Here is a 22,145-nt window from a genome sequence, read left to right as displayed (position 1 = left end):
CTCTCCATGAGCCAAGGTCAGTTTGCGAAGGCGCGGGCAATGGCGGTGAAACCCGGGCCGGCCAGTACGATGAGCAGGGCCGGAAACAGAAACAGCATCATGACCACCGACATCTTCGCGGACATTTTCGAGATGTATTCCTGCAGCCGGGTCAGGCGTCGGTCATCGAGTAATTGCTTGAGCGCCAGCAGCGATTTCATCGCACCGCCGCCCTGGTGGATCAGTTGCTGGAGGATCACGCAGGTGTCGGTGAATTCGTCCACCGCGAGCATCACTGCGGTCTTGTTCAGCTCCTGCCCCAGCTCCAGACCCGAGTCGACGCGGCTGAGGATCAGGCGCAGTTCGCTGGTCAGCTCCGGCAGCAGTTTCTGCGCTTCGACGCTGAGCACGCGCAGCGCTTGTTCCACGGCCATGCCGGATTCGAAGAGGATGCGCAGCAGCGGAATGAACGTGGAGATTTCCACGGCGATGGTTTTCTGTCGGCGGGCGGCGGCGTAGGCGAGCAGGCGTTTGGGCAGTAGATAGCCGCCGCCCGCAGCGAACATCGGCGCCATCCAGCGGTGACTGGTCTGCGGGAAAAACACTTCCTGCAAAAAGATCGCCAGCCCCAGAGCGAGCAGCGGCGTGCCGATCTGGCAGGCGGCGAAGAGCGCGCGTTCGTTGGCGCGGCGCCAGCCGAGGCGGCCGAGCAGGGTCTGGGTTTCGCTGTCGATGCTCACCGAGCCCCGGCCGAAACGGCTGTTGCCCAGCGCGCGCAGCCAGTGGCCGAAACGGTTCTCCCGCACCAATTGGCCATGCAAGCGCTGATGCACCTGTCGCACGCGGCGGCGCTCGGTGAGCAGGTGATTGCCCAGCAATAACAGCGAACCGAGGAGCAACAGCAACGCCGCGAGCCAGACCATCTCAAACGCTCCGCAACATGCGCCACAGCGCCAGACTGCCCAGCACCTGCAACACGGCGGCGCTGAGCAGCATGGTCTGGCCGCTTTCGTCGTGCCACATGCCGAGCATGTAGCCGGGGTTGGTCAGCATGAAGTAACTGACCAGAATCAAAGGCAGCAAACCGAGCACCCAAGCGGTCATGCGCGTTTCCCCGGTCAGCGCGCGCAACTGCCGCGCGCCCTGGTCACGCTCGCGGATCAGTTTGATCAGGTTCTCCAGCAGCTCACTGGCGTTGCCGCCGTAGCGGTGGTTAACCTTCAGGCCGAGGGCGAACATGCGCAGTTCGTCCTGCTCGTAGAGTTCGGCAAAATCGCTGACCGCATCGGGCAGGTTCACCCCCAGTTGCACGTTGCGCTGCACCCGGCCCATGGCCGCTTTCAAAGGGTCTTCACTGGCTTCGATGGCGCCCAGGACTGCATCGCTGAGGGTGCGGCCGGACTTGAGGCTGCGCACGGTGTGGTCGAGCAGTTGCGGCAGTTGTTCGATCATGCGACGGATCCGTTGCCGGTAGCGAATGGCGATGTACAACCGCAACGCCACGGGCGGGACGAGCAACATGATCAGCAGACCGACCCAGTTGGCGAGCAGAAATCCCAGGCCCATTGCCGCTGCCCACAGGCTCAGCCACAGACCGAAACGCTCGCTCGGCCGACCCAGTCCAGCACGTAAAAACATCCGTTCCAGTCCCACCCACCTGGCCTGCTCGACGGCCAGCTGCGGTTGTCCGGCGGCGAGTCGATTGAGGACTTTTTCCTTCGCGGTCTTGCGCAGCCCTTGCAGGAACAGATAGATCGACAGCCCCAGCAGCATCAGGCAAATGGCGATGAGAATGATCGGTCCCAGCATCTGCGTGCTCCTCGCCGTCAGCCCAGGTGAGCGTCGTGGCGCAGCTTGTCGCCGGCCGGGTTGACCGCTTCGCGGACAAAGCCGAACCCCGTGCGGCGGTCGAGGCGGAACAGGGTGTTGGTGACGTAGACGTCCTCGCGAATGCCGACCACTTCCACCACTTCACTGACGCAGCGCCGGCCATCGGGCATGCGTGTCAGTTGAATGATCACGTCGAGGGCGGCGCAGATCATCTGGCGCAAGGTGCGTTCGGCAATCGAGCGCCCGGTCAGGCCGACCAGTGTCTCCAGACGCAGCAGCGCGTCCTGGGCGTTGTTGGCGTGCACGGTGCTCATCGAACCGTCGTGGCCGGTGTTCATCGCGGTGAGCACGTCGACCACTTCGACGCCTCGGATCTCGCCGAGGATGATCCGGTCAGGACGCATGCGCAGGGCGTTGCGAATCAGGTCGCTGGCCTTGACCTCGCCATGCCCCTCAGCGTTGGGCGGACGGGTTTCCAGACGCACCACATGCGGATGGCCGAGTTGCAGTTCGGCGACGTCTTCGATGGTCACCAGCCGTTCGTGCGGGTTGATCAACTGGCTGAGGATGTTCAGCAGCGTGGTCTTGCCGGTGCCGGTGCCGCCGCTGATCAGGATGTTGCAGCGCTTGCCCACGGCGTTCTGCAGGAATTCGAAAATCGCCAGATCGATGGTCTGCATCGCCATCAGGTCGGTGCTCTTGAGCATGTCCTTGCGGAACTTGCGGATCGACAGGCACGGGCCGTCGAGGGCAATCGGCGGGATGATCGCGTTGACCCGGCTGCCGTCCGGCAGGCGCGCATCGACCATCGGCGAGGACTCATCGAGGCGGCGCCCGAGCGGCGCAAGGATGCGTTGCATGACCCGCTCGACGTGATGCGCATCGATAAAACGCAGATCGCTTTGATGCAATACGCCGTCGCGCTCGATGAACACCCGGTGCGGGCCGTTGACCAGAATTTCCGTCACCGACGGGTCACGCAGCAGGACTTCCAGTGGGCCGAATCCGGTGAGTTCGTCGACGATTTCTTCGCCGAGGCGCTCCATTTCGTAGCGCGAGATCGCCAAGTGCAAACGCGCGATGTATTCGGCGACCTTGTCGGTGACGAACTGCGCCAGTTGCTGGCGCGAACCTTCCAGCAGGTTTTTCCCCGACTCCTCGATGGCGTCGATGATGTAGCGGTGCAGGACCAGTTTCAGGCCTTCGTGGTCGCTGTTGCCGATCGCTCCGTGCGACGTTGCGCCAAAGAGTTTTTCTGCGCTCATGAGTGGCCTCGCAGACGGTCGAACCAGGTGACTTTCGGTTTGCTCAGGCCTTCTGAGCGTTTCGCCAAGCGCTCGCCGAGGGTGCGCAGGCTCTGGGTGAGTTTCTCCCTGGGCGCCAGTTCGAACAGGCTGACGCCCTGGTTTTTCGCGTTCAGGCGCACGTCGGGACTGAACGCCAGCACGGCGATGACTTCCAGATTGAAGGTCTTGCCCAAGGTCTCGGCATCCGGCGCGACGTTGCTCAGGTAGCGATCGATCAGCAAGCGCCCGTGCTCGAGTTTCATGCCTTTTTCGCGCCACTGGTTAAGCACGGCGAGGTTGCGTCGGCAGTTGAGTACGTTCTGGTCGGTGTACCACAGCAGTTTGTCGCAATGGCTGACGAAGGTGCGCAATGCCTCACTGTCGGCCTGCCCGGTGAGGTTCACGACAATGTGCTGAAAGTGCTGGCGCAGGGCGCTGAGGAGCATGTACAGCTCGGCGGCACTGGTGGTTTCCAGCGGCTCGTCAGTGTTGGCGTAGGCAAGAATGCGCAGGCCGTGGTCGGCGCTGGTGAAAGCGCTGTCGATCAGCGTAGCGTCGAGCCGGCGCAGATGGCGCAGGGCGTCGCCGAAGTGAAACGAGCTCTCCAGCCCCAACAGCGCGAGGCTGTCGCCACGGGGCAGGCCAAGGTCTAGCAGCAAGGTTTGCTGGCCGCTCTTCTGCACCACCATGGCCATGTGATTGGCGAGCAAGGCACCGTCGGAGCTGCTCTGCACGCCGTACATCACGGTAAGCCCGCCCAGCTGCGTGTTGGGAGTGACGGCGGGCAGGCGTTTGCCCAAGCGCCGCACCAGCCCGGCGACTTCGCTTGAACGTGAGCCATAGGCGACGAAATCCCGTGCACCGGCGCGCATCGCATTGAGTACGAGCTGATTGTCCATGCCGTCGCCGAGGGCGACGATTGCCAGCATCGGCTTGGCTTCCAGCGCACCTTCGATCAGCGCACTTTGCGCCACGACATGCTCGCGATCGAGACCGACGAAGACCAGATTGGCGAACGTCACATCGACCAGTGCGAGCAGTTCGTCGAGGCTGCCGGCACCGGCGCTGACCACCTGGCCCAGTGGCGCGAGTGCGCTTTGCAGCCATTCCAGATCGGTGCTGTTGCGGGTGATGGCGAGGAAGGTCTGACTGAGATTCTGGCTCATTGCGACAATCCGCTGCGCTTGTCGAAGTTACCGTTCTCGAGGAAGAACATGCGATAGAAATTCGGGTCGTAATTGCGCAGTTTCTCCCCCGGCAATGACGGCAGTCGCGCGTCCGCCGCCAATGGCTGGACCAGATGCGGGGTGACGATCATCAGCAGTTCGCGCTCTTCGCGTTTGATTTGCGAACCCTTGAAAAACGCGCCGAGGATGGGAATGTCGCCCAGGCCTGGAAACTTGTTCACTTGCGAGCTGTTGGTGGTGCTGATCAAACCGCTGATGACGAAACTTTCGCCATCACCCAGCGACACGCTGGTGTCGGTCCGGCGGATGGTCAGCGCCGGAACGGTGGTGCCGGCGATGTTCACCGCGTTGGCAAAATCCAGTTCGCTGACCTCCGGGGCGACCTTCAGCGCGATGCGGTCGCGGCCGATGATGGTTGGCGTCAGGGTCAGGCGGATGCCGAATTCCTTGTACTCGATCGACACGCTGTCGCTGCCGGAACTGGGCACCGGAATCGGGATTTCTCCGCCGGCCAGGAAGCTCGCACTCTGCCCGTTCAACGCCACCAGACTTGGTCGCGCCAGGGTGTAGGCGAAGCCGCTGGTTTCCAGGGCGTTGATGATCGCCATGGTCTTGCCGCCGACCCAGGAGAAATTGAACAGCGAGTTATCCACCGGCAGGCGCGGCTGCGGCACGCCGTCGATCGGTGGCAGCGTGCCGGGCGAACCGAACAGGAAATTGCCGCGCGTGCCGATCAGCGACGCCGTGGCTTCCTTGAGTTTGGTGCGGCTGACTTCGACGAAGCGGATGTCGGTCTGCACCTGCGATGGCAGCGTCGGATCGTCGGACGGCACGCTGCTGGTCAGCGCCGTGGTCGCCGCGCCCTGGACGAAGACCATGGCTTGCTGCGGCTGCGCCGAGCAGGCCGTCCAGACCATCAGGCTGGTCGCGCCGGGGCCGACGCCCGTGAGCAGAAAGGACGAACCGCCATTGGCATGCACGTCGGCAATTTTCGGATCGCCCACTGCCAGCCGGGTGATTGCCACCGGTGACTGCATGTCCTGCTGGAAGCCTTCAGCGATCTCGATCACCGAGGGCAGGCGCGGCAGTGCCGAGCAGTTGCCCACCGCCGCGAAGGCGCTGTCCATCGTCAATCCCAACAACAGCAAGGCCCGGAGCGCCGGTTTCAATGTCGGTCTGAGTCGACTCTGCATGCACGTGAATCCTTGCGCAGTCATGGGGTTTGTTGGCTGATCTGGTTGCCGCGAATGATTTCCACCGCAGGCCTGGGCGCCGCGCCGGCACTGGCGGTGGCAGGTGCTCTTTGCGCGCTGCCCAGGGCTAGTTGAGTGAACTGGAAGAGCTGGCTGTTGGCGCGGTCCAGATGCGCGGGCGATTGCGCTTCGCCGGCCCAATATTTGGCCAGCCGTTGTTCTTCGCTGCTGCGCACCGCGAGGCGCAATGTGCCGACTTGAGTGGCAAGCATCAGGCGGCTGAGCAGTTGTTCCGGCACCGCCAGCACCGCAGTCCGCGCGGCGATGCGGCGCTGGTCCTGTTTGAGTTTTTCTTCGGCGCTGAGGCTGGGCGTTGCCGGTTGGCCGTCGTTGGTCAGGCCGTACTGATCGCCGACCCCGAGCACGCGCAAAGCCGGAACGGCGATCTGCGCCGACTGCTGCAGATTGCTCGCGTCCTCGCGCAGATACAGCAGCACATCGACGTAATCGCCTGGCAGCAATTGCCCGGCACCACCGATCACTTCATCGACGGCCACGGTGAGCGCGCGCTCGTCGCGGCGAATCATCCGTGCCAGCGCGCCGCCGGCCTGAAAGCTTTCGTCATTCAGCCAGGTGCCGGCGCTGAGGTGGCGCCAAGGCGTGCGGCCGACTGCTTGTTCGATGCTGGTCAGGCTGCCGGCCGGTGCGCTGCGCAGTTTTTCCACGGTCACATCGGCGGCGGTCAACGGCGTGAACGGCGCTACATCGTGGAGCAGCACCACCACCGGTTGGCGGGTCTGGTCTTCGGCAATCGCGACAGTCTGTTCAGTGCTGACCGCTGGGGCGACGGGCGCCTCGGCGACCGGGGCCGGCTGACGACTGAGCACCAGCCCCCAGTAACCGACAAAAACCGCGCCGAGCAACAGCAACGCGGCGAGGCCCATGGTGACGCGACTGTTCATGACGGCTCTCCCTTTCCTGCTGCACAACCGACTGCATTTGCTTGCGAAAGGCGGACTGAATCGGCAGCTATGAACATGCAACTATTTCGCTATTTCCAAGCTAGCTGATCCAAGCAAAAGCGCCATTAGTGACAGGCGAAATAACCGTACCAAAGTATGACTTTGGCCAGTTAACAGCCGGAAACGGCGGAAAAACGATGGGATTAATGCTTTGTGATTAATGCGTTCTTACAGTTGTTGGGCGGGGGTTTGTTGACAATGCTCAGGTGGCACGGTGGAACCTTGCCGCGGTGGTGATGTCGGCGCCAGAGGCGCGAAGGAGTGGACCTATGTTTCGTATGACTTTTGATTATGTGATCGCCAAGGCTCGCGCGTTTGCCCGCAGTGAAGAGGGTGCTTCGGCGATCGAGTATGCGATTGTGGTGGCGATGGTGGCTGTGGTGGTTGTGGCGTTCGTCACTCCGCTTGGAGACAGGGTATTGGCGATCTTCAACAATATTCTGACCTCGCTCGATGGTACGGCTGTGACTCGGCCAACGCCCTGATCTTGTGAACACTGCACCTGGCTGATATCGCACTACACTGGATTTACCTTTCAGTATTCAGGTATTGCCTATGAACGCGTCTTCGTCGCCCCGCCAACAACTGCTTCTGGTTGATGATGAAGAAGACGCGTTGCTGGAGTTGGCGGAGTTGCTGGAGGGGGAGGGGTTTGTCTGTCATACCGCGACGTCGGTGAAGCTCGCGCTGCATCATCTGACCCGGCATCCGGATATTGCTTTGGTGATTACTGATCTGCGTATGCCGGAGGAGTCGGGCATGTCGCTGATCAGGCGGTTGCGTGAGCATACGTCGCGGGCGCATTTGCCGGTGATTGTGATGTCGGGGCATGCGGATATGGAGGATGTCAGCGATATGTTGCGGTTGCAGGTACTGGATCTGTTTCGCAAGCCGATTTATCACGTCAGGTTGTTGGAGACTCTCGATAATCTTTTTCCCAAGCCTAAGGTTCAGGGTGGGTGAACTCGGCGGCCTTTGGGCCGACCGTGTTGGTGGGGTTTTGGGTGAATATCCGTTGCTTCGGGTGCTGCGGCTGGCGGTTTCGCCTGACGGCGACTTACTTTTTTACAAGCGCCTAAAAAAGTAAGCAAAAAACGCTAGCTCCTGCGTCCGGCCCTCGCAGGCTCGGGTTCCTTCGCTCCGGGACTGATCCGGGCGCAGCGGCTCCGGTTTGCTTCGCTGCACCTCCTTCCGCTGTGTCTGGCTGCGCCAGACGGTCGCTACGCTTCCACGCCCGGATCAATCCCTCCGCTCAGCCTTCCGACGTCGCCGGTGGATCAAGATCAAGAGCACTCGAGCTTGCGCTCATTGTTGAGTGGTGCGGCTTCGCCGCGGGCAGCTGCGCTGCTTTGCTTTTGCTTTTGCTTTTGCTTTTGCTTTTGTGGGAGCGAGCCTGCTCGCGAAAGCGCCCTGGCAGCCAACCCATTCCTGCCTGATGTACATGAATCCCGTGGGAGCTGGCTTGCCAGCGATGGCGGCCAGTCAGCCAACAACGCTCTGCCTGTCTCACCACCTTCGCAACCAGCCCCTTGCTCTTGTCACTCCGGCACAAGCCTGTCCAGTACGCGGTTGACCGCCAGTTCGCCCAGCATGATCACCTGCTGTATTCCCAACAGGGAGTTGCGCTGTGGTCCATCGATAAATCCGGCGAGGTCGCTGGCCATGATGCTCGCCGAGGCCAGTGATTCGCAGGCATGCACCAGCAGGGTTTCGTTGTCCGCAGCCGGGTCGACGATGAACAGGGTGCTGGGTTTGCGCGGTGCGGCGGGGTCTTTGATGAGGCGGGGGTTGAGGTAGTAATCGATGGCGCGGTCGGCGGCTTCCTTGAGTTTTTGCGCTTCGACGAGCGGGTCGGCGAAGGTTGGATCGGCAAGGGGTGGATCGGGCGTTATCTTTTTCACGGGCTCAGTCTCCTTGTGGAGTAAGGGCCGCAACCTCTCGCTGCTAAACGATAAGGGTGGCAGCTGGACGCAGGTTAGCAGACCGATGAGCCACGAAATCGGCGCGCCCGAGGGCGCCCTGCGCACAGCCGCCATCAAGCACAGGAATGTATTCCAGACTGATAGAACTGGTGCAACGTGGTATCGGCGAGCTGCTAAACCCAACCACTGATGAGCAGTGGCAGGCAAACGATAGAACCCGCGCCCCAGGCGCACAAGCCGGCGGATTCTGGCGTAGCCGTAGGCAATGGCGCAAGGATTTGTGGGCTGTTGCGAGGTAACGGGGCGTGTGTTTAAACGGCTGGTTTAAGCGCTGCGATAAATCGGTTGAATAGCCGAACGCTTTCGCGAGCAGGCTCGTTCACACAGGGACGGCGGTTGTACTCAGCAACCATGAACACCGCCGAATCTGTGGGAGCGAGCCTGCTCGCGAAGGCGGTGCGTCAGTCAAAAAAATCCTGACTGACACACCGCTCGACCATCACAACTGATAACTGAAACTGATGCTGTACCGAGGCTTGCGATTGAACGTATCCAGTGCTTCATCCGACATCGCCTTCGCCACTTCCAGCGCCACGTTGTAATACTTGGCATCACCAAAGCGCAGCCCGACGGCGGTCGATGACAGGTTGTTGGCCTGCACCGGCAGTTGGTTGAACCAGCTGCGCGAGCGGTCGACAACTACGTAGGGTTGCAGGATGCGCACCCAGTTGCCGTCGCGGTTGAAGCTGTAGTTGACCTCGTAAGCCACGCCCCAACCCTTGTCGCCCGAGGCCTGGTCGTCGGGGTAGCCACGGCCGAAGTTCTGCCCGCCGAACACGGCGCGTTCGCTGTCGGGCAAGGTGTCGTCGCTCCAGTACAGCGCCGCCGAGAGCACGCCTTGCCAGTTGTCGAGGAACTTGTCGCTCTGCACGCCGGACAAGCGCACGCGGAAAAAATCCAGGTCGATGTCGTCGTAGTTGGTGTGTGCGCCGAGGCTGTCGAAGCCTTGGTAGACGCCGGCACTGAGGATGCGCAGTTGGCGGGCGTCGGCCTTGCGCCAGTCGCCTTCGAAAGCCAGGGCGCGGACGTCGGTGCGCAGTTCGGTGCTGAAGGGAAAGTTGATGCCGTCGTAGCGCGTCTTGTCGTCGACCGCATACAGGCGTGAGCCGGCGGTCAGCAGTTCGTTGGCGGAGGCGATCAAGGGCGTGCTGAAGCCGATCGAGTAGCGATCGTTCTCGCGGTGGGTACTCAGGCGTCCGCCACCGCCGACCAGCACTTCGGTGTCCGGGTCGGCGCGGTAACGCGAGGCCGAGACGTTGAGTTGCGTGCCCTCGGTATCGAGGAACTGGCTGTAGTCGAGACGGTAGTAATGCTCTTTGTCGTCACCCGGCGGGAACAGGCCGCTGAGGCTCAACTGTTCGCCCATCGAAGTCTGCGAATTGCTGCTGACACCGAGCAACGCCTGCGGGCCGTTACGGTTGTCTTCTGTGGTGCTCAGGGTGCTGGTGAACGGTTTGCGACTGGCCTGGGCAACCAGGGTGGTCGCGCCATCGGTGGTGCCCGGTGGCGGCACTTGCGCTTGGATGGTCACGCCAGGAATACGGCTCATCAGCGTGGTGTAGCGCTCGAAGGTCTTGCGCGTCAGCGGGCGTTCGGCCTGGATTTTCGCGGCGAGTTTATCGAGCAGGCCTTTGACCCGACCGATGTCGCCCTGCATCTGGATATCGCGCACATAGCCCTCGACCAGCACCACGCGGGCCACGCCGTCATCGAAGTTCTGTTGCGGCAGGAACGCGTAGGACAACAGATAGCCGTCCTGCTGATAGCGACGGGTGATGTTGCGCGTGGCTTCGATCAGTTCGGCAAGGCTGGCCTGACGGCCGATCAGGGGCTTGTAGATTTCCGCGAGTTCGTTGAGCGGGTAGATCGTGCCGCCTTCGATCTGCACGGTCTTCAGGTTGACCTTGGTTTCCATCAGCAGTGGCTGCGCGGCGGTCGCACCCGGGTCCGGCACTTGCAGCGGCGCCGCGCTCGGGCGATAGGCGTCGGCGGGCAGGTTGGGAACGGGCAGGTTGCGGATGGTTTCGTTGCTGTTGAGAAAGCTGGGCAAGGTGTCGGCGAGGGCAGCGGAACTGAGGCTCAGGCACAGCAGGGATGCCAGTACGCGCATAGGACACTCCATGGTCAGAACACAGCACAGGGCAGATTTTTCCGTAGAAAAAAGGCGGAAGACTCGTGGGAATCTTCCGCCCTCAACCAAGCGTAGGCGCTGTAGGTAAGGCCGTCGAATCGGCCAGGTGCAATTCAGCGTTGAGTGCCGCTCAACGCGCCGGTCAGGCCACCGAGTACCCCGCCCAGACCACCGGTTGCCGTGCCGCCGCCAGTGGCAGTGCCGCTGTTGACCAGACCACCGACCGCTGCCACGGTGCCGCCGACGTTGGTAACCAGACCGCCGACCGCTGTGGTGACCGGGTTGTTGGTTGCGGCGATCGCCCCGCCGAGATTGCCCACCGCAGCGCCGACCTGACTTGTGATACCCGCCACCGGAGTGCCGAGACCGGTAGCGGCGCCGACCTGTTGAGTGACAGCGGTCACCGCGCTGGTGACCGGATTGAGGCCGGCTCCGACTGCGGCGCCGACGCTGGCCAGCGGCGAGGTGGATGCAGTAATCGGTGTGCCCGAACCACCGAGTACGGTGTTGATCGAAGCAATCGTGTTGCCCAGCCCGCCGGCGGTGACCACGCCGCTGGTGCTGCCGGCATTCAGACCGCTGCCGACGTTGACCACCGCACCACCGACAGTTTGCAGCAGACCGGTGCCGCCCAGCCCGCCACCGATGCCGCCACTGCCCGAGCCAGTGCCATTGGACACCAGACCACCCGCTTTGCCGACCGCCGTGCCGGTGTTGCTCAGGGCGCCGCCGAGGGTGTTGGTCAGGGCATTGCCACTGCCTGCGTCGGTAACTTTGCCGCCAAGACTGTTCACCGTGCCGCCCACTTTCGAGATCACCCCTTTGAGCGGATCACCCAGACCGGTGGCATCGCCGAGTTTGTCGGTGGTGCTTTCGACCATGGCGATCACCGGTACCAGGCCGCTGCCGACCTTGTCGGTCAACTGGCTGGTCGGGCCGCTGGTCATTGAGGTGTTGAGGGTGTCGCCAAGCATGGTGACTTTTTCGCCGATGCCATCGACCAGCGGCGCCACACGGGTGACTACACCGCCAACGACAGGAACGCTACGGGTCGCTGTGTTGAGTTTGACGCTGAGGTCTGACACGCCGCCGCCAACATCGGAAACCACGCCGCCAACCGAGGCGACGGTGGTGGTCAGGCCATTGGGGTCAGTGGCCAGTTTGCCGATGCCATCAGTGACGCCATCGCCCAAGGTGCTGACCACGTTGCCGGTGGTGTTGGCCAGGCTTTGGACGATGCCGCCAGCGACCGGAACAGTGCTCAGCGAATCGCCGATCTGGCCGACGCCATCGCCGACACCGCTGACGGTTTTGCCGACATCCTGAACAAGTGTTGTGGTCACCAGCGAAGGTGCAGCGGGATTGGTCGGGTTGGTGGGATCGGTCGGGTCTGTCGGATTGGTCGGATCGGTGCCGCCGCCGGTTCCGCCAGTACCGCCAGTGCTACCGGTTCCACCAGTGCCTGCGGTATCGCCGCCGGTTCCGCCGCCCGCGCCACCGCTGCCATCGGTACCCGCCGTGCCGTCCGCCGTCGAGCTGCCCGAACTGCTGCGATGACCGCCACCGCCGCTGCTGCAGCCGACGAGGCCGACCGAAAGAATCAGTGCCAGCGCGATTGCCGATTTGGACCACATCACTTGAGTTTTCATGATTGAGATTCCTGCACCTGTCACAACGTTACGTTGCCTTCGATGGCTCGCCGATCTGTCGTCGGCGATGCCTCGTCCGTGGCTGTAATCTCAGTCGAGGGCAGGTTTTTCACCATTCTCAAGTTGGTATTAACCCCTTTATATAAAGGGTCCGGCGCTATGCCGAAGGACTAATACCCCGGTAATAAACGGGCAAAAAAAAGCCTTGAAATTCAAGGCTCGGTTTTTTGCAAAGCGGCGGGCAGGGCGCGGAAAAACTTAAGTGATATATACACAATTAACGGGTTTTTCCGCCCCGCCAGATCAGGCGATCGGTTGCCACTGACCGACCATATGTTCCAGGTCGCCGGCACCGATCAGACGCAACTCACCGCTGGATCCCGCGGCACTGGCCAGCAATGTCACTTCACTGGGCAGGCGCACCGGTTTGCGAAAGTGCACGGCGATTTCCAGGTTGGCTTTGGGCAGGTGATCAGAGAGTGCCGCCAGTGTGCGTGCCTTGTTCCACAGTCCATGGGCGATCGCGGTGGGAAACCCGAACAGTTTGGCGCTCGCCGCACTCAGGTGAATCGGGTTGTAGTCGCCGGAGACTTTCGCATACTGGCGACCGATATCGGCCGGCGCAGTCCAACGCGTCACCTCAAGCAAATCCTGCGACGGCTGCCAGTCCTGTGCCAGCGCCTCGCCCTCGAGTTTCACCCCGCGACAGAGCATGCGGCTTTCGGCTTCCCACAGCGGCCCGAGCTGATCGTCGAGGGTGGTCAACAGATCGAACGTCGCGCCCTTGGCATGTGGTTGCAGGTTGTGCACGCGCACGCTGACTTGCGCGCGACTGATCGCGCCCATTGGCCGCAACACGCGGATGCGGTTGCTCAGGTGAATCAGCCCCAGCAGCGGGAAGGGAAAATCCCTGGCCGTGAGCAATTGCATCTGCAAGGCAAAGGCGAGGATGTGTGGATAGGTCGGCGGCAGCAGGCCGTCATCGACGAAACCGCAGACCTTGCGATAAGCCGCCAGCCGCTTGCCGTCGATATCAACCCAGCAACGCAGGCCGCTGTCGGGCAGTTGCGTACCGGTGATTTTGCGTCGCGTCGCTGCGCGCGAATAAAGCCCCGGCAGACTCGGCTCGCGATCCAGCGTGTGCCATTCGATGCTCATCTTTATGCCCCCAGAACACTTTGCCCGCAGACCCGCAGCGCCTGCCCGGTGAACGCGCCCGTGCCCGGTTGCGCCAGCCACGCCACGGCTTCGGCGACGTCCTGCGGCAAGCCGCCCTGGCCCAGCGAACTCATGCGCCGCCCGGCCTCGCGCAGGCCGAACGGGATGTGCGCGGTCATCTGGGTTTCGATAAAACCGGGGGCTACGGCGTTGATGCTGATGCCGCGTTCCAGCAGCGTTGGCGCCCATGCCTGGGCCAGACCGATCAGGCCAGCCTTGCTCGCCGCGTAATTGGTTTGTCCGCGATTGCCGGCGATGCCGCTGATCGAGGCGAGCAGGACCACCCGTGCGTTGTCGCGCAGGGTGCCGCTGTCGAGCAGCGCCTTGGTCAGCACTTGCGGCGCGTTGAGATTGACGGCCAGCACCGCGTCCCAGAATTCCGGGGTCATGTTGGCCAAGGTTTTGTCGCGGGTGATGCCGGCGTTGTGCACGAGGATGTCGAGCCCGTCGGGCAGTTGTTCGATCAAGTGCGCGGCGGCGTCATCGGCGCAGATATCGAGGGTAATCGCACGGCCGCCGAGGCGCGCGGCGAGGGCCTCGAGGTCGGTCTTGGCCGGCGGTACGTCGAGGAGGATCACCTCAGCGCCATCACGGGCCAGGGTTTCGGCAATCGACGCGCCGATGCCGCGCGCAGCACCGGTGACCAGCGCCTTGCGCCCGGCCAGCGGTCGGGTCCAGTCGGTCACTGGCGTGGCGCACGCGGTCAGGCGAATCACCTGGCCGGAAACGAATGCACTTTTCGGCGAGAGGAAAAATCGCAGCGGGCCTTCCAATTGATCCTCGGCACCTTCGCCGACGTAGATCAACTGCAAGGTGCCACCGCCGCGCAGCTCTTTGGCCAGCGAGCGCGAGAAGCCTTCAAGTGCTCGCTGTGCGCTGGAGGCGAACGGATCACCCAAGGTTTCCGGCGCGCGGCCGAGAATCACCAGGTGCGCGCTATGGTCGAGGTTCTTCATCAATGGCTGGAAGAACTCGCGCAACTGCTTGAGCTGGTCGGTGTGTTGCAGACCGCTGGCGTCGAACACCACCGCTTTGAGTTTCGGCCCGTGGCCGGGGATCCATGCAGTGGCCAGCGAGGGCTCGGTGCCGTAGCTGTAGATCGCGTCGGTCAAGCGATTGGCAAACACGCTGATCCGTTCGGCCAGCGGCCCGCCACCGATCAATAGGGCGCCCTCGATCGGCCGCAGACGCCCCGCCTGCCAGCGTTCCAGCCGCACCGGCGACGGCAGGCCCAAGGCCCCGACCAGACGATGGCCGAAGGATGAGTTGGCGAAGTCGATATAGCGGTCAGACATGGAACGCTCTCCAGAAGTTGGGGTTCAAAGTGTGGACTGTCTACGGCAATCAATCGTTCGATCGGCGCAATAAGGCCTACGCTGGTTTAGCAGAGTAGACCACTGACCCTGTGGGAGCGGGCTTGCCCGCGATGGCGGAGTGTCAGCCGCTGAAGGGTTGGGAGTGCCGCCCCCATCGCTGGCAAGCCAGCTCCCACAGGTTTCCATGTGAATCCGCAAATTCCACAGGAGTTATCCATGACCCAGCTGCGCCGCGTCGCGATCATCGGCGGTAACCGCATCCCTTTCGCCCGCTCCAACGGGCCGTACGCCACGGCCAGCAATCAGGCGATGCTCACCGCCGCGCTGGAAGGCCTGATCGAGCGCTACAACCTGCACGGCCAGCGCATCGGCGAGGTAGTGGCGGGCGCTGTGCTTAAATTGTCACGGGATATGAACCTGACCCGCGAATGTGTGCTCGGCTCGCGCTTGTCTCCGACGACACCGGCCTATGACATCCAGCAAGCCTGCGGCACCGGTTTGGAAGCGGCGCTGCTGGTGGCGAATAAAATCGCCCTTGGCCAGATCGACAGCGGTATCGCTGGCGGAGTCGACACCACTTCCGATGCGCCGATCAGCGTCAGCGAAGGCCTGCGCAGAATTCTTCTGCAGGCCAACCGCGCCAAGAGCACCGGCGACAAACTGAAAACCCTTTTTCAGTTGCGCCCCCAGCACCTGATCCCCGAATTCCCGCGCAACGGCGAGCCACGCACTGGCCTGTCGATGGGCGAGCACTGCGAACTGATGGCGCAGACCTGGAATATTCCCCGTGAAGAACAAGATCAACTGGCCCTCGAAAGCCACCACAAGCTCGCCGCTTCCTACGGCGAAGGCTGGCACAACGATCTGATGACGCCATTCCTCGGCCTGACCCGCGATAACAATCTGCGCCCGGACCTGACCCTGGAAAAACTCGCCGCGCTGAAACCGGCCTTCGAGAAAAGCGCCAAGGGCACGCTGACGGCGGGCAATTCCACGCCGCTCACCGATGGCGCTTCGGTGGTGTTGCTCGGCAGTGAAGAATGGGCCAGAGAGCGCGGTTTGCCGATTCTTGCCTACTTGCGCGACGGTGAAGCGGCGGCGGTGGATTTCGTTAACGGCGCCGAGGGCCTGCTGATGGCGCCGGTGTATGCCGTGCCACGCTTGCTGGCGCGCAATGGGCTGACGTTGCAGGATTTTGATTACTACGAAATTCACGAAGCCTTCGCCGCGCAAGTGCTGTGCACGCTCAAGGCCTGGGAAGATCCCGAATATTGCAAAACCCGCCTGGGTCTCGACGCACCGCTGGGTTCGATTGATCGCAGTCGGCTCAATGTGAAAGGCAGTTCGCTGGCGGCGGGGCACCCGTTTGCCGCAACGGGCGGGCGCATTGTCGCGAATTTGGCCAAGTTGCTGGATGCGGCGGGCAAGGGGCGAGGGTTGATTTCGATCTGTGCGGCGGGCGGGCAGGGTGTCACCGCGATCATTGAACGCTGAAAAAGCCCCTCACCCTAACCCTCTCCCAAAGGGAGAGGGGACTGATTGGGGGATGCTTGAAATCGACGCCGACCTGAGCGCCCTTCACCGAATTTAGAGATGCGATTCAAACCATAAGCGCTGCGGTCTGTCAGGTCGATGTATTACGGGAGACACCTCGGTCGGCCCCCTCTCCCTCTGGGAGAGGGCTGGGGTGAGGGCAACTGAAGTTCACCGACCATGTCAGATTCTGTCGCAAATGCCCTTGCCGACCGATACCAATCAATGCCACGGTCTCGGCTATGATTCGCCCGGGTCGCTGCGATTGATCCGGCACAGTGTGTGCATCCTCAAGGTTCACAGGTCGGCAACCCCTCCCCGTCGGGCGAGGATTGCCGTATAACGAGTGACATTCGCGTGTTTGGTAATAAAGGACCCACAATAAAAGCTGATGAAGACTCCAAAACGCATTGAACCCCTGATCGAGGACGGTCTGGTCGACGAAGTGCTGCGTCCACTGATGAGTGGCAAAGAGGCAGCTGTTTATGTAGTGCGCTGCGGCAATCAGTTACGTTGCGCCAAGGTCTACAAGGAGGCGAATAAACGCAGTTTCCGCCAGGCGGCCGAGTATCAGGAAGGCCGCAAGGTTCGTAACAGTCGTCAGGCGCGGGCCATGGCGAAGGGGTCCAAGTTCGGTCGCAAAGAGACCGAAGACGCCTGGCAGAACGCCGAAGTGGCGGCGCTGTTCCGTCTGGCCGGCGCCGGTGTGCGAGTGCCCAAACCCTATGACTTCCTCGACGGCGTGCTGTTGATGGAACTGGTGGCTGACGAATTCGGCGACGCTGCGCCGCGTCTGAACGATGTGGTGCTGGAGCCTGATCAGGCGCGCGAGTATCACGCGTTCCTGATTTCGCAGATCGTGCTGATGTTGTGTACCGGTCTGGTGCACGGTGACCTCTCCGAGTTCAACGTGCTGCTGACCCCGACCGGTCCGGTGATTATTGACCTGCCCCAGGCAGTCGACGCTGCGGGCAACAACCACGCGTTCAGCATGCTCGAGCGTGACGTTGGCAACATGGCTTCGTACTTCGGTCGCTTCGCGCCGGAATTGAAGAAGACCAAGTACGCCAAGGAAATGTGGGCGTTGTACGAAGCCGGCACCTTGCACCCGAACAGTGTGCTGACCGGCGAGTTCGACGATCCGGAGGACCTGGCGGATGTCGGCGGGGTGCTGCGCGAAATCGAAGCGGCGCGCCTCGACGAGGAACGCAAGCAAGCCATTCGCGCGGCGGACGACGCGCCGAAAGGCAAACCCGAAGAACCGCCTCCACCGCCGTGGATGCAGTGATCGCGTGATGAAAAACCCGGCTTCGGCCGGGTTTTTTGTTTGAGTCAAAAAGCACCCTCACCCCAGCCCTCTCCCGGAGGGAGAGGGGGCCGACCGAGGTGTCTTTAGCCATACATCGACCTGAAAAAACCGAGTCGATTATGGATTCAAAGAAAAACGTTCAGGTCGGTGTATCTCCCAAATATCCCCCAATCGGTCCCTCTCCCGGAGGGAGAGGGGGCCGACCGAGGTGTCTTTAGCCATACATCGACCTGAAAAAACCGAGTCGATCATGGATTCAACGGAAAACGTTCAGGTCGGTGTATTTCCCAAATATCCCCCAATCGGCCCCTCTCCCGGAGGGAGAGGGGGCCGACCGAGGTGTCTTTAGCCATACATCGACCTGAAAAAACCGAGTCGATCATGGATTCAACGGAAAACGTTCAGGTCGGTGTATCTCCCAAATATCCCCCAATCGGTCCCCTCTCCCTTTGGGAGAGGGCTAGGGTGAGGGGGCTTTCGGATCCTGGCTTATTCGCGTCTACTGTCCAGCGCTCCAACCACACTCAAGGACTGAATGTGACCACCCTACGCAACACCCACCTGATCGTAACCGCCCGGCTGATCTCCGATTTCGGCGCCTTCCTCAACATGGTCGCGCTCGCCACCTACGTTTACCTGTTAAGCAACAGCGCCATGAGCGTCGGGATTTTCCTTGCCAGCCGCGTCGGTGGCGGAATTTTTGCCAGCCTGATCGGCACACGCTTCTACCGACGCTGGCAGGGCCGCGCGCCGCTGATTGCGTTCGATCTGTTGCGTGCGGCGCTGCTGGGGCTGCTGTTGATCACTCCGGCGAGTCAGCAGGCGTGGCTGTTACCGTTGATTGCCTTCGGCCTCGGCCTGGGCAATTCGATGTTCGCCATCGGCCTCAACAGCCAGTTGCCGCGTTTGATCGCGCCGGCGCAGCTGCTCAAGGCCAATGCCTGGATCACCTCAGCCTCTTCAGCCGCCATGGTCGGCGGCAGTCTGGTGTCGGGGTTGCTGGTGGCTGCTTTCGGTTTTGAAACGGTCTTCGCCCTCAACGCGCTGACCTATTTGCTTGCGGCGCTGCTGATCGTGCCGCTGCGTTTCGAAAAAACCGATGTCAGCGAACAGCCGGAGCGCGGTGAATGGTTTGCGCTGCGGCAGGGCCTGCGTTCGGCGCCTGTGGTCGCGGCCATGCTCGCGGTGACCATGGCCGACACCTTGGGCAGTGCCGCGCATAACGTCGGCTTCCCGATCATTTCGAAACTGCTCACGCCGGAGGCGGCGAGTACGACCTTGGGCTTGGCGCTTGCGGTATGGGCCAGCGGCAAACTGCTCGGCGCACGCATCGCCAGTCACCTCAAGGGCTCGGAGAACAGCCACCTCGAAAGAAGATTTTTCTTCGGCGTGGCGCTGATGTCATGCGGTTTCATTCTGATGTTCCAGCAGCACGGCCTCTACGGTCTGCTGCTGTTCGCCTTGCCGGCCGGGCTTGGCGACGGGGTCTCCGAAGTCAGCCTGATGTCACGTTTGCAACGGGAACCTGCGGCGTTGCGCCTGCCGATTTTCAGCGTGCTGACCTTGCTGCAGATGAGCGGTTTCGGCATCGGCATGCTGGTCGCTGCGCCGTTCTATGCGTGGTGGACGCCGGGGGCCGTGGCCATGCTGTTCCACGGCATTCCCCTGGGTACGTTGTGCGTGGTGACGCTGTTGCGGATCAGGCGCGGGCGGGTTGCGCGCAGCAGCCCGACGCCAGTTCCTTGAGGATCGGGCAGTCCGGGCGATGGTCGCCGCTGCAATGCTCGACCAGATCCTGCAGGGTGTCACGCAACTCGCCGAGCTCGCGGATCTTCTGATTCAGCTCGTCGATGTGCTGGCGCGCCAGTGCTTTCACATCGGCGCTGGCACGCTGGCGATCCTGCCACAGGGTCAGCAGCTTGCCGACCTCTTCCAGGGAAAAGCCCAGATCCCGCGAGCGCTTGATGAACGCCAGCGTGTGCAGGTCATCGCTGCCGTACACGCGGTAACCGCTGTCGGTGCGATTGGCCGCTTTGAGCAGGCCGATCGATTCGTAATAGCGGATCATTTTTGCACTCAGGCCACTTTGTCGGGCCGCTTGGCCGATGTTCATCGGTGTTCCTCCAGGTCCTTGGGTTTCCAGGTTTTCAACAGTAGCGCATTGCTCACCACGCTGACGCTCGACAGCGCCATCGCCGCACCGGCCAGCACCGGATTGAGGAAGCCGAACACCGCCAGCGGAATGCCGATCAGGTTGTAGACAAAGGCCCAGAACAGGTTCTGGCGAATCTTCGCATAGGTCTTGCGACTGATCTCCAGCGCTGCCGGCACCAGTCGCGGATCGCCGCGCATCAACGTGATGCCGGCCGCGTGCATGGCAACGTCGGTGCCGCCGCCCATGGCGATGCCGATGTCGGCGGCGGCGAGGGCCGGGGCATCGTTGATACCGTCGCCGACCATGGCAACCACGCCGGTTTTCTTCAGATCGGCCACCGTCGCGGCTTTGTCGGCCGGCAGCACTTCGGCGTGAACATTGCGGATGCCCAAGGCCTCGGCCACCACCCGTGCGCTGCCGCGATTGTCGCCGGTCAGCAGGTGGCTCTGGATACCCCGCGCGGCGAGTTGTTGCACCGCTTGCAGTGCGCCGGGTTTCAGCGTGTCACCGAAGGCGAACAGACCCAGTACCTTCGGCTCAGGACTTTGTTCGATCAGCCACGACAGTGTCCGACCTTCGCGTTCCCACGCTTCGGCGGATGTGCTCAATTCACCGGCATTCAAGGCGCTTTCGTCGAGCATCCGCCGGTTGCCCAGCGCCAGGCGCCGGCCATCCAGCGTGCCAGCGATGCCGCGCCCGGTCAGCGACTGGCTGTCGCTGACGTCGGGCACGTTCAAGCCGCGTTCGGCGGCTGCATCCAGCACGGCTTTGGCCAACGGATGCTCGCTGCCGCGCTGCAAGGCACCGGCCAGTGTCAGCAGATTGTTTTCGTCACCATCGACCGCGCTGAAGTGCGCGATACGCGGCGTACCCGAGGTCAGCGTGCCGGTCTTGTCGAACACCACACTGCTGACTTCATGGGCGCGCTCCAGTGCTTCGGCGTCCTTGATCAGAATGCCGTGGCGTGCGGCGACGCCGGTGCCGGCCATGATCGCCGTCGGGGTGGCGAGGCCGAGGGCGCACGGGCAGGCAATCACCAGCACGGCGACGGCATTGATCAGCGCAGTTTCCAGCGGTGCGCCGTACAGCCACCAGCCGATCAGCGTGGCCAGGGCGATCAGCAACACGGTCGGCACGAAGATCTGGCTGACCTTGTCCACCAATTTCTGGATCGGCGCTTTCGCCGCTTGCGCGTCTTCGACCAGACGAATGATCCGCGCCAGCACGGTTTCCGCGCCGAGCGCCTGGGTGCGCACCAGCAAACGACCTTCGCCATTGATCGCGCCGCCGGTGACCTTGTCGCCCGGCTGTTTCGGCACTGGCAGGCTTTCGCCACTGATCAGCGCTTCGTCGGCGTGGCTCTGGCCTTCAACGACTTCGCCATCCACCGGGAAGCGTTCGCCGGGTTTGACCAGCACCAGATCGTCGAGGCGCAGGGCGCTGATCGCAACGTCCTGCTCACGCCCGTCGATGACTTGAATCGCGCGCTCCGGCCGCAACGCTTCGAGGGCGCGGATGGCGCTGGCGGTCTGGCGTTTGGCGCGGCTCTCGAGATATTTGCCGAGCAATACCAGGGCAATGACCACGGCCGAGGCTTCGAAATACAGATGCGGCATGCGTCCGGCGGCGCTGGCCCATTCATAGACGCTCAGGCCATAACCGGCGCTGGTGCCGAGGGCGACGAGCAGGTCCATGTTGCCGGCGCCGGCGCGCACGGCTTTCCAAGCCGCAACATAAAAGCGTGCGCCGAAGATGAATTGCACCGGTGTGGCGAGGGCGAATTGCGCCCAGGCCGGGAGCATCCAGTGAATGCCGAACGGCTGCAGCAACATCGGCAACACCAGCGGCAGAGCGAGGGCGATCGCACAGATCAATGCCCAGCGCTCGCGATGCAGGCGTTTTTGCTGGTCATCGGACTGTGGCCGTTCAGCTTGCCAGACTCTGGCCGAGTAACCGGCCTTGCTCACCGCGTCGAGCAGGGTTTGCGTATCGACCTGGCCGAGCAATTCGAGGTGCGCACGTTCGTTGGCCAGATTGACGCTGACGCTGCTCACGCCTGGGACTTTGCTCAGGGCGCGTTCGACGCGACCGACGCAGGACGCGCAGGTCATGCCGTCGATGCTCAATTCGACGGTTTGCCGGGGCACGCTGTAACCGGCGCGCTCCACGGCTTGCATCAGCGCCGGCAGGCTGTCGCCGGGCGCCTGTACCCGCGCCTGTTCGGTGGCGAGGTTGACACTGACGGCACTGGCGCCGCTGACCTTGCGCAGCGCCCGCTCGACACGCCCGGCGCAACTGGCACAGGTCATGCCGGCAATCGGCAGATCGAAAGTGGTGGATTCGGACATCGGTCGC

General features: G+C 62.5%; 18 protein-coding genes. 5 read left to right on the top strand and 13 right to left on the bottom strand.

What is annotated here, in order from left to right:
* Window positions 1-17: 17 nt before the first annotated feature.
* Genes ACV8MC_RS03405 through cpaB form a run of 6 tightly spaced genes read right to left on the bottom strand, consistent with a single transcriptional unit; the run spans window position 18 to window position 6,437 of the window.
* Window positions 18-902 (bottom strand): type II secretion system F family protein, encoded by an 885-nt coding sequence (locus tag ACV8MC_RS03405; RefSeq protein ID WP_110647081.1) that lies wholly within the window; start codon window positions 900-902, stop codon window positions 18-20.
* A gap of 1 nt (window position 903) precedes the next feature.
* Window positions 904-1,788 carry a type II secretion system F family protein gene (locus tag ACV8MC_RS03400; protein WP_457264465.1) on the bottom strand — a complete coding sequence of 295 codons (885 nt, stop codon included), beginning with the start codon at window positions 1,786-1,788 and terminating at the stop codon, window positions 904-906.
* A gap of 17 nt (window positions 1,789-1,805) precedes the next feature.
* Window positions 1,806-3,074: a CpaF family protein gene (locus ACV8MC_RS03395; protein WP_041480648.1), complete on the bottom strand. Its 1,269-nt coding sequence runs from the start codon at window positions 3,072-3,074 to the stop codon at window positions 1,806-1,808.
* Entirely contained in the window at window positions 3,071-4,261 is a 1,191-nt protein-coding gene (locus tag ACV8MC_RS03390) for a pilus assembly protein (RefSeq protein WP_056787738.1), read from the bottom strand. Before ACV8MC_RS03390 ends, ACV8MC_RS03395 begins: the two co-directional genes overlap by 4 nt.
* Window positions 4,258-5,475, bottom strand: a complete 1,218-nt coding sequence (locus ACV8MC_RS03385) for a type II and III secretion system protein family protein (RefSeq protein WP_457264463.1) — start codon at window positions 5,473-5,475, stop codon at window positions 4,258-4,260. The genes ACV8MC_RS03390 and ACV8MC_RS03385 overlap by 4 nt, the downstream gene beginning before the upstream one ends.
* Window positions 5,476-5,495: 20 nt before the next feature.
* Complete coding sequence (cpaB, locus tag ACV8MC_RS03380) at window positions 5,496-6,437, bottom strand: Flp pilus assembly protein CpaB (RefSeq protein WP_457264462.1); 942 nt, start codon at window positions 6,435-6,437, stop codon at window positions 5,496-5,498.
* Window positions 6,438-6,766: 329 nt separating this feature from the next.
* Here cpaB and ACV8MC_RS03375 point away from each other — a divergent pair, with 329 nt between their 5' ends.
* Both ACV8MC_RS03375 and ACV8MC_RS03370 read left to right on the top strand, forming a co-directional pair.
* Entirely contained in the window at window positions 6,767-6,982 is a 216-nt protein-coding gene (locus ACV8MC_RS03375) for a Flp family type IVb pilin (RefSeq protein WP_370593582.1), read from the top strand.
* Window positions 6,983-7,052: 70 nt separating this feature from the next.
* Window positions 7,053-7,460: a response regulator gene (locus ACV8MC_RS03370; protein ID WP_041480644.1), complete on the top strand. Its 408-nt coding sequence runs from the start codon at window positions 7,053-7,055 to the stop codon at window positions 7,458-7,460.
* Window positions 7,461-8,035: 575 nt separating this feature from the next.
* On the opposite strand, the gene ACV8MC_RS03365 is transcribed toward ACV8MC_RS03370, so the two are convergent.
* The 5 genes from ACV8MC_RS03365 to ACV8MC_RS03345 all read right to left on the bottom strand — a co-directional run bounded on the left by ACV8MC_RS03365 (window position 8,036) and on the right by ACV8MC_RS03345 (window position 14,772).
* Window positions 8,036-8,398 (bottom strand): DUF6124 family protein, encoded by a 363-nt coding sequence (locus ACV8MC_RS03365; RefSeq protein WP_016771835.1) that lies wholly within the window; start codon window positions 8,396-8,398, stop codon window positions 8,036-8,038.
* A gap of 520 nt (window positions 8,399-8,918) precedes the next feature.
* The gene (locus ACV8MC_RS03360; RefSeq protein ID WP_056787743.1) at window positions 8,919-10,589 is read right to left on the bottom strand and encodes a ShlB/FhaC/HecB family hemolysin secretion/activation protein; all 1,671 of its coding nucleotides are present in this window, start codon (window positions 10,587-10,589) and stop codon (window positions 8,919-8,921) included.
* Window positions 10,590-10,723: 134 nt separating this feature from the next.
* Window positions 10,724-12,259, bottom strand: coding sequence for a collagen-like triple helix repeat-containing protein (locus ACV8MC_RS03355; RefSeq protein ID WP_457264460.1), 1,536 nt, complete (start codon window positions 12,257-12,259; stop codon window positions 10,724-10,726).
* 303 nt (window positions 12,260-12,562) lie between these two features.
* On the bottom strand, window positions 12,563-13,417 hold the full coding sequence (locus ACV8MC_RS03350; protein ID WP_457264459.1) for a MaoC family dehydratase: 855 nt from the start codon (window positions 13,415-13,417) through the stop codon (window positions 12,563-12,565).
* Window positions 13,418-13,419: 2 nt separating this feature from the next.
* Window positions 13,420-14,772, bottom strand: coding sequence for a 3-oxoacyl-ACP reductase (locus ACV8MC_RS03345; RefSeq protein WP_095180889.1), 1,353 nt, complete (start codon window positions 14,770-14,772; stop codon window positions 13,420-13,422).
* A gap of 237 nt (window positions 14,773-15,009) precedes the next feature.
* Here ACV8MC_RS03345 and ACV8MC_RS03340 point away from each other — a divergent pair, with 237 nt between their 5' ends.
* The 3 genes from ACV8MC_RS03340 to ACV8MC_RS03330 all read left to right on the top strand — a co-directional run bounded on the left by ACV8MC_RS03340 (window position 15,010) and on the right by ACV8MC_RS03330 (window position 19,381).
* Entirely contained in the window at window positions 15,010-16,287 is a 1,278-nt protein-coding gene (locus ACV8MC_RS03340) for an acetyl-CoA C-acetyltransferase (RefSeq protein ID WP_406228192.1), read from the top strand.
* A 430-nt stretch (window positions 16,288-16,717) separates the two neighbouring features.
* Window positions 16,718-17,614: a PA4780 family RIO1-like protein kinase gene (locus tag ACV8MC_RS03335; RefSeq protein WP_016771829.1), complete on the top strand. Its 897-nt coding sequence runs from the start codon at window positions 16,718-16,720 to the stop codon at window positions 17,612-17,614.
* A 558-nt stretch (window positions 17,615-18,172) separates the two neighbouring features.
* Window positions 18,173-19,381 (top strand): MFS transporter, encoded by a 1,209-nt coding sequence (locus ACV8MC_RS03330; RefSeq protein WP_457264458.1) that lies wholly within the window; start codon window positions 18,173-18,175, stop codon window positions 19,379-19,381.
* On the opposite strand, the gene cueR is transcribed toward ACV8MC_RS03330, so the two are convergent.
* The gene (cueR, locus tag ACV8MC_RS03325; RefSeq protein WP_016771827.1) at window positions 19,335-19,748 is read right to left on the bottom strand and encodes a Cu(I)-responsive transcriptional regulator; all 414 of its coding nucleotides are present in this window, start codon (window positions 19,746-19,748) and stop codon (window positions 19,335-19,337) included. The genes ACV8MC_RS03330 and cueR overlap by 47 nt on opposite strands.
* A complete protein-coding gene (gene cueA, locus ACV8MC_RS03320) occupies window positions 19,745-22,138 on the bottom strand; it encodes a copper resistance metal-translocating P1-type ATPase CueA (RefSeq protein ID WP_457264456.1) in 2,394 nt (797 codons plus the stop codon). The genes cueR and cueA overlap by 4 nt, the downstream gene beginning before the upstream one ends.
* Window positions 22,139-22,145: the final 7 nt, after the last annotated feature.

The sequence above is a fragment of the Pseudomonas sp. PK-RTE-24 genome, from assembly GCF_054052265.1.
Note: the sequence above shows the minus strand (reverse complement) of the source record. Positions and strands in the feature narration are given on the sequence as shown.